Here is a 6,922-nt window from a genome sequence, read left to right on the forward strand (position 1 = left end):
ATCGACAGAGCCAAACCGAACCAAAGAAGAAGAACAATGAAGCCGGCCGATGTTGGCATCGCCGTCATGGTCGCGGTGATCTGGGGACTTGCGTTCGTCGCGAGCCGGATCGCGCTCGATGAGCTGCCGCCCGAATTGATGACGGCGCTGCGCTTCGGCATCGCGGCGGTGCCGTGCCTGTTCCTGCCCAGGCCGGGCCAGGTCTCGTGGCCGCTCCTGATCGGAATCAGTCTCACCTTGTTCCTTGGTCAGTTCCTTGCGCAATCCACCGCTATCGCACACGGCATGCCGGTCGGGCTCACCAGCGTGATTGTGCAGAGCCAGGCGCTGTTCACCATCGGCTTTGCTGCGGTGGTGTTCGGCGAATTGCCGTCGCGGCTGCAGACCGTCGGCATCGCCATCGCTGCGATCGGCCTGCTGATGATCTGCGGCACCGTCGGATACGATTTCAGCGTCGCCGCCTTTGCCATCCTGATGATCTCGCCGATCTCGTTCGCAATCGGAAACCTGCTGCTGCGGCCAGCGCAGGGCGCACGCATGTTCGACCTGTTTGCATGGCTATGCCTGTGTGCCGCGATCCCGTTGTTCGGCCTGTCGCTGCTGACGCTGGGCGCGAAGCCGATGTGGCAGGCGCTGTCGCATCTGTCGCCGGCCGGCATCGTCTCGATGCTGTTCGTCGGCACCGTTTCCACCAGCATCGCCTATTGGCTGTGGGGCCGGCTGCTCAGGGATTATCCGGCGGCGCAGGTGGTGCCGTTCGCGCTGCTGGTGCCGTTCGTCGGCTCCGCCGCCTCCAGCATCATGTTCGGCGAGAGGTTCGGCCCGTTGCGGCTCGCCGGCATGCTCACGGTCATCGCCGGCATCGCCGTGATGCTGCTGTCGAAGCGGCCAAAACCTCTGCCGAAAGTCGCGTGAGGGCACTATGTCGAATTCGCTGCTGTTTGCTTTTGTCGTGTTTGCCGTCGTGATGTTCTTCACGCCGGGCCCCAACAACATCATGCTGCTGTCCTCGGGGCTGACCTACGGCTTCCGGCGCACGGTGCCCCACATCGCCGGCATCACGGTCGGCTTCGCCTTCATGGTCGGTGCGGTCGGCGTTGGGCTCGGGGCCGTCTTCATCGCCTATCCGGTGCTGCAGACGATCCTCAAATATGGCGGCGTCGCCTATCTGGTCTATCTCGCGGCCGTCATCGCCATGGCCGAGCCGCCCTCGGCGGACAAGGACGACGGGCCCGGCCGCGGTCCGATGACCTTCTGGGGTGCGGCCATGTTCCAGTGGATCAATGCCAAGGGCTGGGTGATGGTGATCGGCACCATCACGGCCTATGCGGCGATCGCCGCCTTCCCCTGGAACATCGCGATCCAGGTCGGCCTGAGCCTGGTTCTGGGGACGGTGTCCTGCATCGTCTGGGCGCTGTTCGGCACCGCCCTTCGGCCGGTCCTGACCTCGCCCCGGGCGATACGTGCCTTCAACCTAGTCATGGCCATCCTGCTGCTGGCCTCGCTCTACCCGGTCTTCATGGACGCATGATGCCGCACCGCGCCATGCGAGATGGGGGTTTCCCCTGAGGGGGAAAATGCTCTAGACAACGCCGGAAATTCGCGGGCGCCCGGCGGTTCTGACCTTCCGAAAGCCTGACTCATCGGCCGATTTTGGCCCCCTTCAAACGAGGAAAACACGATGCGAGTTTACTACGATCGCGATGCCGACCTGAACCTGATCAAAGGCAAGAAGGTCGCCATCGTCGGCTACGGCAGCCAGGGCCACGCCCACGCGCTGAACCTGAAGGATTCCGGCGTCAAGGAAGTGGCGATCGCGCTGCGCAAGGGTTCGGCCTCGGCCAAGAAGGCCGAGAACGCCGGCTTCAAGGTGATGGAAGTCGCCGAGGCCGCCAAGTGGGCCGACCTCGTCATGATGCTGACCCCGGACGAACTGCAGGGCGACATCTATCGCGAGCACCTGCACGACAACATGAAGAAGGGCGCGGCGCTCGTGTTCGCCCACGGCCTCAACGTGCACTTCAACCTGCTCGATCCGCGTGCCGACCTCGACGTGCTGATGATCGCGCCGAAGGGCCCCGGCCACACCGTGCGTTCGGAATATCAGCGCGGCGGCGGCGTGCCCTGCCTGATCGCGATCGCCAAGGATTCGTCGGGCAACGCCCATGACCTTGGCCTCAGCTACGCTTCGGCGATCGGCGGCGGCCGCGCCGGCATCATCGAGACCACCTTCAAGGAAGAGTGCGAGACCGACCTGTTCGGCGAGCAGGTGGTGCTCTGCGGCGGCCTGGTCGAGCTGATCAAGGGCGGCTACGAGACGCTGGTCGAAGCCGGCTACGCGCCCGAAATGGCCTATTTCGAGTGCCTGCACGAAGTGAAGCTGATCGTCGACCTGATCTATGAAGGCGGCATCGCCAACATGAACTACTCGATCTCCAACACCGCCGAATACGGCGAGTATGTCACCGGTCCGCGCATCGTCACGGCCGAGACCAAGGCGGAGATGAAGCGCGTGCTCGCCGACATCCAGGGCGGCAAGTTCGCCCGCGACTGGATGCTGGAGAACAAGGTCAACCAGACCTCGTTCAAGGCGACCCGTGCCAAGCTCGCCCAGCATCCGATCGAGGAAGTCGGCGCCAAGCTGCGCGACATGATGCCCTGGATCAAGAAGGGCGCGCTGGTCGACAAGAGCAAGAACTGACAGGCGAAGCCTGTCATTCCGGGGCGATCCGCAGGGCCGGGCCCGGAATCTCGAGATTCCGGGTTCGCCTCTTCGAGGCGCCCCGGAATGACGCTGTGATACAAATCATCCTATGGCAGCGGTGTCTGGCGCAGCGAACGTTGGGCTAGCCCATCTACGCATAAGAATCGAAAAGGGTGGGCGCGTTGCCCACCCTTTTTCTTTGTCACGAAGACGTCGCCGGGCTAACCGGCCGCCATCGGCTGCTTCTCGATCCTGTTGTGCAGCTGCCAGAAACGCACGGTGCGCTGTGCGGTTTCCAGCGACAGCCGCCGGTAGTCGCGGTGCGCGACCTCGAGGGTCGCATGGTCGAGCGGATGCGGCAGCGGCCGCTTGCGCAGGATGGTTTCGACCGTCGGCCAGTTGAGCCGCGCCGAGCGGCACGGAATCAGGAGCAGGTCGGAGCGCAGCCCGAGCATCAGGCGCTCGATCATCGCGATCGGCATGTCGTTGAGCACGGCGAGCGCGACCGTGACCTCGTCGAACTTGCCGTCCTCGGCGAATTTGTAGACCGCCGCATCGTCGAGCTCGTTCAGCTGCTTCATCAGCTTGACCAGCTCTTCGGCGATGCCGTAGTTGCGGCGGGGAGCCGCGGCCTCTTCCTGCGCGATGTCGTTCAGCACCTGGCTGATCTCCTCGCGTGCCCTGGGCGATGCGATCGCGAGCAGGCGGGCGCGCACCGTATCCTTGGCGCGCTGTAGCAGGTCGCGCAGCAGCTTGGCCGGAATATCGATGCGCAGCCCGAGAATCTCGACCAGCTCGTCGTCGCCTTCGGCGCGGGCGACGATCGAGGAATAGCCGTTGTCGGAGAACTGCGCGCCGGCGTTCTTGGCAAGCCGCCGGATCACCTTGTCCTCGCCGCGGTCGATGATCACGTCGGTGACGGATGCCGGCAGGTTCTCCCGCGCCGAGATCGCGAACAGATGGTCCTGGCCCTTGCTGGCGGCGATCTCGCGCAGTGCGTCGTTTGAGAGGCGGCTGGAGTGGGTCAGCACGTCGCCGGCGACGCTGATGTCGTCGTCCCAGGCGAGGTGCTGAATCACCTCAAACGGCGCGTAGTCGAGCGGCGCGAGCCGCTTGCTGAGCTCGGCCCGCGCACGCGTCTCGACGCGCGCGACGAGCAGGCAGAGCACGTCGTCGAACACCTTGACCTGTTCATCGTTGAGGCGATCGCTGTCGTTCAGGAACAGATCGGTGACCTGCCGCAGCGTCTGCACGCGCTTGGCGGACGTCCCGTCCCGGACCGCATCCTCGAGTTCGGCAATAATCGATTGTGACGCCTGTTGCGCCATCGATGGGCGACCTTGTTTTTGTTGAATGACACCTGTCCGTGCACCATGCAGGGCGTCGTCTTACACCTGCGTTAAGGAGGAACCCGGTGCAAATACGGGTGCATCGCATCCTTAACGGGCCGCGACCGGACAGGACTCAATTGGTGCTTTCGCGACAATGGCAGTGCGTCTTAAGAGATTGTTTAGGACGATGCGCGCCGTGTGACGGCGAAGATGTCGATCGAAGCGGCGCGCCCGCGCAACTGCGTCGAGCCGAGCGGCTCGATGGCAAAATCCGGGTCCGGGGGTAGCAGGCGAAGCAGCTCGCCCGATATCAGCAGCGGCCGGCCGGCCTCCTTGCAATGCGCCTGCAGCCGCGCCGTGACGTTCACGGTATCGCCGAAATAGGCGATCTGCCGCCGCGAGTCGCCGCATTCACCGATGACGACAGGGCCGGCATGCATCCCGGCGCGAAACGCCGGCACCACGCCGAACTCCTTGCGATAATGGTCGGCCCGCTTGGCGAGGCGGTCCTCGATCGCGAACACACAGTCGAGATAACGCCGCGACGGCTGGCCCGTGCCGGCCGGCCAAGTCACGATGACCTCGTCGCCGACATAGGCGTGAACCTCGCCGCCATGCGCCACGATCGGCTCGTCGATGTCGAAGAAGAAGCGCGTCAAGAGCTCCTGCACGCGCAGCTCGCCCATCGCCTCCGCCAGCGTCGTCGAGCCGACCAGGTCGAGGAACAGCAGCACGCGTTCTTCGCGGACCGGCTGGCGGTAGCGTCCAAGCACGATGTTGAGCAGCGTATGCCCACCGATCATCCGGACCAGCTCGTAGATCGTCGTGATCGGGATCGACAGCAGCAGGCCGACACCTATGATCTTCAGGAAGGTCTCGCGTACCCACTTCGCCTCGATCCCATGCCCGTACAGAATGATCTCCAGCACAATCGCGGCGACTGCGACGATGACGGCCAGAAGGACGGAGCGGACGATCAACTCGACAATAAGCGCCTGTCGCCGCAGCCAGCCGCCGCGTGCGATCAGATAGAGATGCGTGGCCCAGACGATCAGGGTAATCGCGGCGCCGTCGAGCGCGCTACGCACGTAATTTGCAACGGACGCCTCGTTGGATTCGTTGAAGGCGTAGCGGAACAGCCCGCCGATGAGCAGGCCGAGCACGGCCAGAACGATCGCAGGCGTCACCGCGCGCCGCATGGTCCCTCCACGTCCATGAAATATCCTGCGCGGATCGGGAACGCCAGCCACAGTGTGGCGCGACAGTGGGTGAACGCGATACGCCGCAATGGCACTAATAATGGTTCGGCGACAGGCATCGGTCGGAAAGGGAAAGCGCATGAAAACGGATCTCGCGGCGAACATGTTCAGGCTAAGGCCTCTGATCACGGCCGTGTTCGTCGCCGCCCTCGCATCGGCAGCTCATGCCGGCGATCAGGGCGATCCCGAGCAATCCTGCGACGGCAATACCTACCAGATGGTCGAGTGCCTCAAGGCCAAGACCGCGCAATGGGACAAGCGGATGAACGTCGCCTATCAGCAGGCGCTGAAGGATGCCGTCGGCGACAAGCAGCGCGAACAGCTACGCACGGCGCAACGGTTATGGATCCAGTACCGTGACGCGAATTGCCTGTATTACGACCTCGGCGAGGGCACCATCGCCCGCCTCGACGCCGGCGAGTGCATGCGCAGCGTGACCGAAATCCGTGCCAAGGAACTGGAGAATCTCGGCCATCAGTGAGCCATCTTCCGGTGCCAGGACTTGGTCATGACTGACGGAAAGAGCCAGAACGAACTGACCCAGCTTGCGGAGGAGGCGCTGCGCGCCCAGCCCGGCTGCGAGACCGCCCGCGTGCCGGCGGTCGCCGCGCTGCCCGATGGGCAGGTCGGGCGCAACTGGGAGATTCCGAACGTCGTGCTCGGCGACAGCCTGATCAGCGACGTCGACCGCGCGGTGCTGTCGGTGCATCGTCGGCTCGGCCGCCAGTTTCACCTGGTGTGAGGCGGCCTGATTTCAGCTCGCCTGTGCCTGACGCGGCGCAGGCCGCGCGGCCATGCTGATCATCCTGAGCGCAAACACCGTGGCGAGCGCCACGAGGAACAGCGCGTAGGGCGGCATCTCGGGAATCCGCTTGCCGAACGAGACCGTGAACTGCAGCAGCAGATAGTAGCCGCCGATCAGATGCAGCCTGCGCCAGGCGCGCGGGCCCAGCAGCGCAGCCGTGCGATCGAACGAGGTCGCGGTCAGCGCGATGATGACGAGATAGCCGATACCGCCGAAGATATAGGACACGATAGAGGTTGCGGCGGCGAAGCCGGCCGGATCGAGCATTGCGAACGCGGTGATCGCGACCGCGTGGATGGCGTGCGAGGCGGCGAAGGTGACGCCCAGATAGCGGCGGTTGCGGCGCTGCCAGTGCGTCCAGGCGTTCGGCCAGAGCCGCGCCAGCGCCGCCGCGGAGAAGGCGAGGCAGAAGAACAGCAGCGAGGTCCGCGCGGTGAAGCGGATCACCATCCGCACGCCCTCGACCTCGAACTGCCGCATCGCGGCGATCCAGATCGAAAGCCCGATCAGGGTCAGTGTGAGCAGGCCGAACAGCCGCCAGCCCTCGAACCAGTTTCGACGCGTCGCCATATCCTGCCTCCCATCGTTGATGTAATCGCTAGTTACATTTCGCAGTGGAGTGCGGTCAATCCGTGTAATCACCGCTTACATTCACAAGCGGGTGATGCTAGAGAGGCGCCATGCGCCGCCCCGCCAAGAAACCGCCGATCGGACGTCGGCCCGCCAAGCCGCATCCGGCCGTCGCGGCGCGGGCGCCGGCGGCCAAGCCGTATCACCACGGTGACCTCCGCCGGGTCCTGATCGATGCGGCCATGCAGCTGGT

Annotated in this window: 8 protein-coding genes; 5 read left to right on the forward strand and 3 right to left on the reverse strand. The window is 64.6% G+C overall.

Annotated elements, in window-relative coordinates; translation table 11 throughout:
• The first annotated feature begins 36 nt into the window (after positions 1–36).
• The 3 genes from H8B02_RS24760 (at position 37) to ilvC (ending at position 2,701) form a co-directional block, all read left to right on the forward strand.
• The gene (locus tag H8B02_RS24760; protein ID WP_229168677.1) at positions 37–915 is read left to right on the forward strand and encodes an EamA family transporter; all 879 of its coding nucleotides are present in this window, start codon (positions 37–39) and stop codon (positions 913–915) included.
• A 7-nt stretch (positions 916–922) separates the two neighbouring features.
• On the forward strand, positions 923–1,531 hold the full coding sequence (locus H8B02_RS24765) for a LysE family translocator (RefSeq protein ID WP_229168678.1): 609 nt from the start codon (positions 923–925) through the stop codon (positions 1,529–1,531).
• Positions 1,532–1,681: 150 nt separating this feature from the next.
• Positions 1,682–2,701, forward strand: coding sequence for a ketol-acid reductoisomerase (ilvC, locus tag H8B02_RS24770; RefSeq protein ID WP_028342350.1), 1,020 nt, complete (start codon positions 1,682–1,684; stop codon positions 2,699–2,701).
• 224 nt (positions 2,702–2,925) lie between these two features.
• Here the strand turns inward: ilvC and H8B02_RS24775 are convergent, their stop codons facing one another.
• Together H8B02_RS24775 and H8B02_RS24780 are read right to left on the reverse strand one after the other, a co-directional pair.
• On the reverse strand, positions 2,926–4,032 hold the full coding sequence (locus H8B02_RS24775; RefSeq protein WP_229168679.1) for a DUF2336 domain-containing protein: 1,107 nt from the start codon (positions 4,030–4,032) through the stop codon (positions 2,926–2,928).
• Between the two features lie 182 nt (positions 4,033–4,214).
• Positions 4,215–5,234 carry an adenylate/guanylate cyclase domain-containing protein gene (locus H8B02_RS24780; protein ID WP_229168680.1) on the reverse strand — a complete coding sequence of 340 codons (1,020 nt, stop codon included), beginning with the start codon at positions 5,232–5,234 and terminating at the stop codon, positions 4,215–4,217.
• A gap of 139 nt (positions 5,235–5,373) precedes the next feature.
• Between H8B02_RS24780 and H8B02_RS24785 the strand changes: the two genes are divergently transcribed.
• Together H8B02_RS24785 and H8B02_RS24790 are read left to right on the forward strand one after the other, a co-directional pair.
• A complete protein-coding gene (locus H8B02_RS24785; protein WP_229168681.1) occupies positions 5,374–5,775 on the forward strand; it encodes a lysozyme inhibitor LprI family protein in 402 nt (133 codons plus the stop codon).
• Between the two features lie 27 nt (positions 5,776–5,802).
• Positions 5,803–6,036: a hypothetical protein gene (locus tag H8B02_RS24790; protein WP_092115842.1), complete on the forward strand. Its 234-nt coding sequence runs from the start codon at positions 5,803–5,805 to the stop codon at positions 6,034–6,036.
• Positions 6,037–6,048: 12 nt separating this feature from the next.
• Here the strand turns inward: H8B02_RS24790 and H8B02_RS24795 are convergent, their stop codons facing one another.
• Entirely contained in the window at positions 6,049–6,669 is a 621-nt protein-coding gene (locus H8B02_RS24795) for a hypothetical protein (protein WP_229168682.1), read from the reverse strand.
• Positions 6,670–6,922 lie beyond the last annotated feature (253 nt).

The organism is Bradyrhizobium altum, from assembly GCF_020889705.1.
GTDB classification, from domain to species: Bacteria; Pseudomonadota; Alphaproteobacteria; order Rhizobiales; family Xanthobacteraceae; genus Bradyrhizobium; species Bradyrhizobium altum.

Bases quoted from the DNA above. Each gene is read 5' to 3' on its own strand.
- H8B02_RS24760 (WP_229168677.1), top strand. From the start codon at position 37: ATGAAGCCGGCCGATGTTGGCATCGCCGTCATGGTCGCGGTGATCTGG.
- H8B02_RS24765 (WP_229168678.1), top strand. From the start codon at position 923: ATGTCGAATTCGCTGCTGTTTGCTTTTGTCGTGTTTGCCGTCGTGATG.
- ilvC (WP_028342350.1), top strand. From the start codon at position 1,682: ATGCGAGTTTACTACGATCGCGATGCCGACCTGAACCTGATCAAAGGC.
- H8B02_RS24775 (WP_229168679.1), bottom strand. From the start codon at position 4,032: ATGGCGCAACAGGCGTCACAATCGATTATTGCCGAACTCGAGGATGCG.
- H8B02_RS24780 (WP_229168680.1), bottom strand. From the start codon at position 5,234: ATGCGGCGCGCGGTGACGCCTGCGATCGTTCTGGCCGTGCTCGGCCTG.
- H8B02_RS24785 (WP_229168681.1), top strand. From the start codon at position 5,374: ATGAAAACGGATCTCGCGGCGAACATGTTCAGGCTAAGGCCTCTGATC.
- H8B02_RS24790 (WP_092115842.1), top strand. From the start codon at position 5,803: ATGACTGACGGAAAGAGCCAGAACGAACTGACCCAGCTTGCGGAGGAG.
- H8B02_RS24795 (WP_229168682.1), bottom strand. From the start codon at position 6,669: ATGGCGACGCGTCGAAACTGGTTCGAGGGCTGGCGGCTGTTCGGCCTG.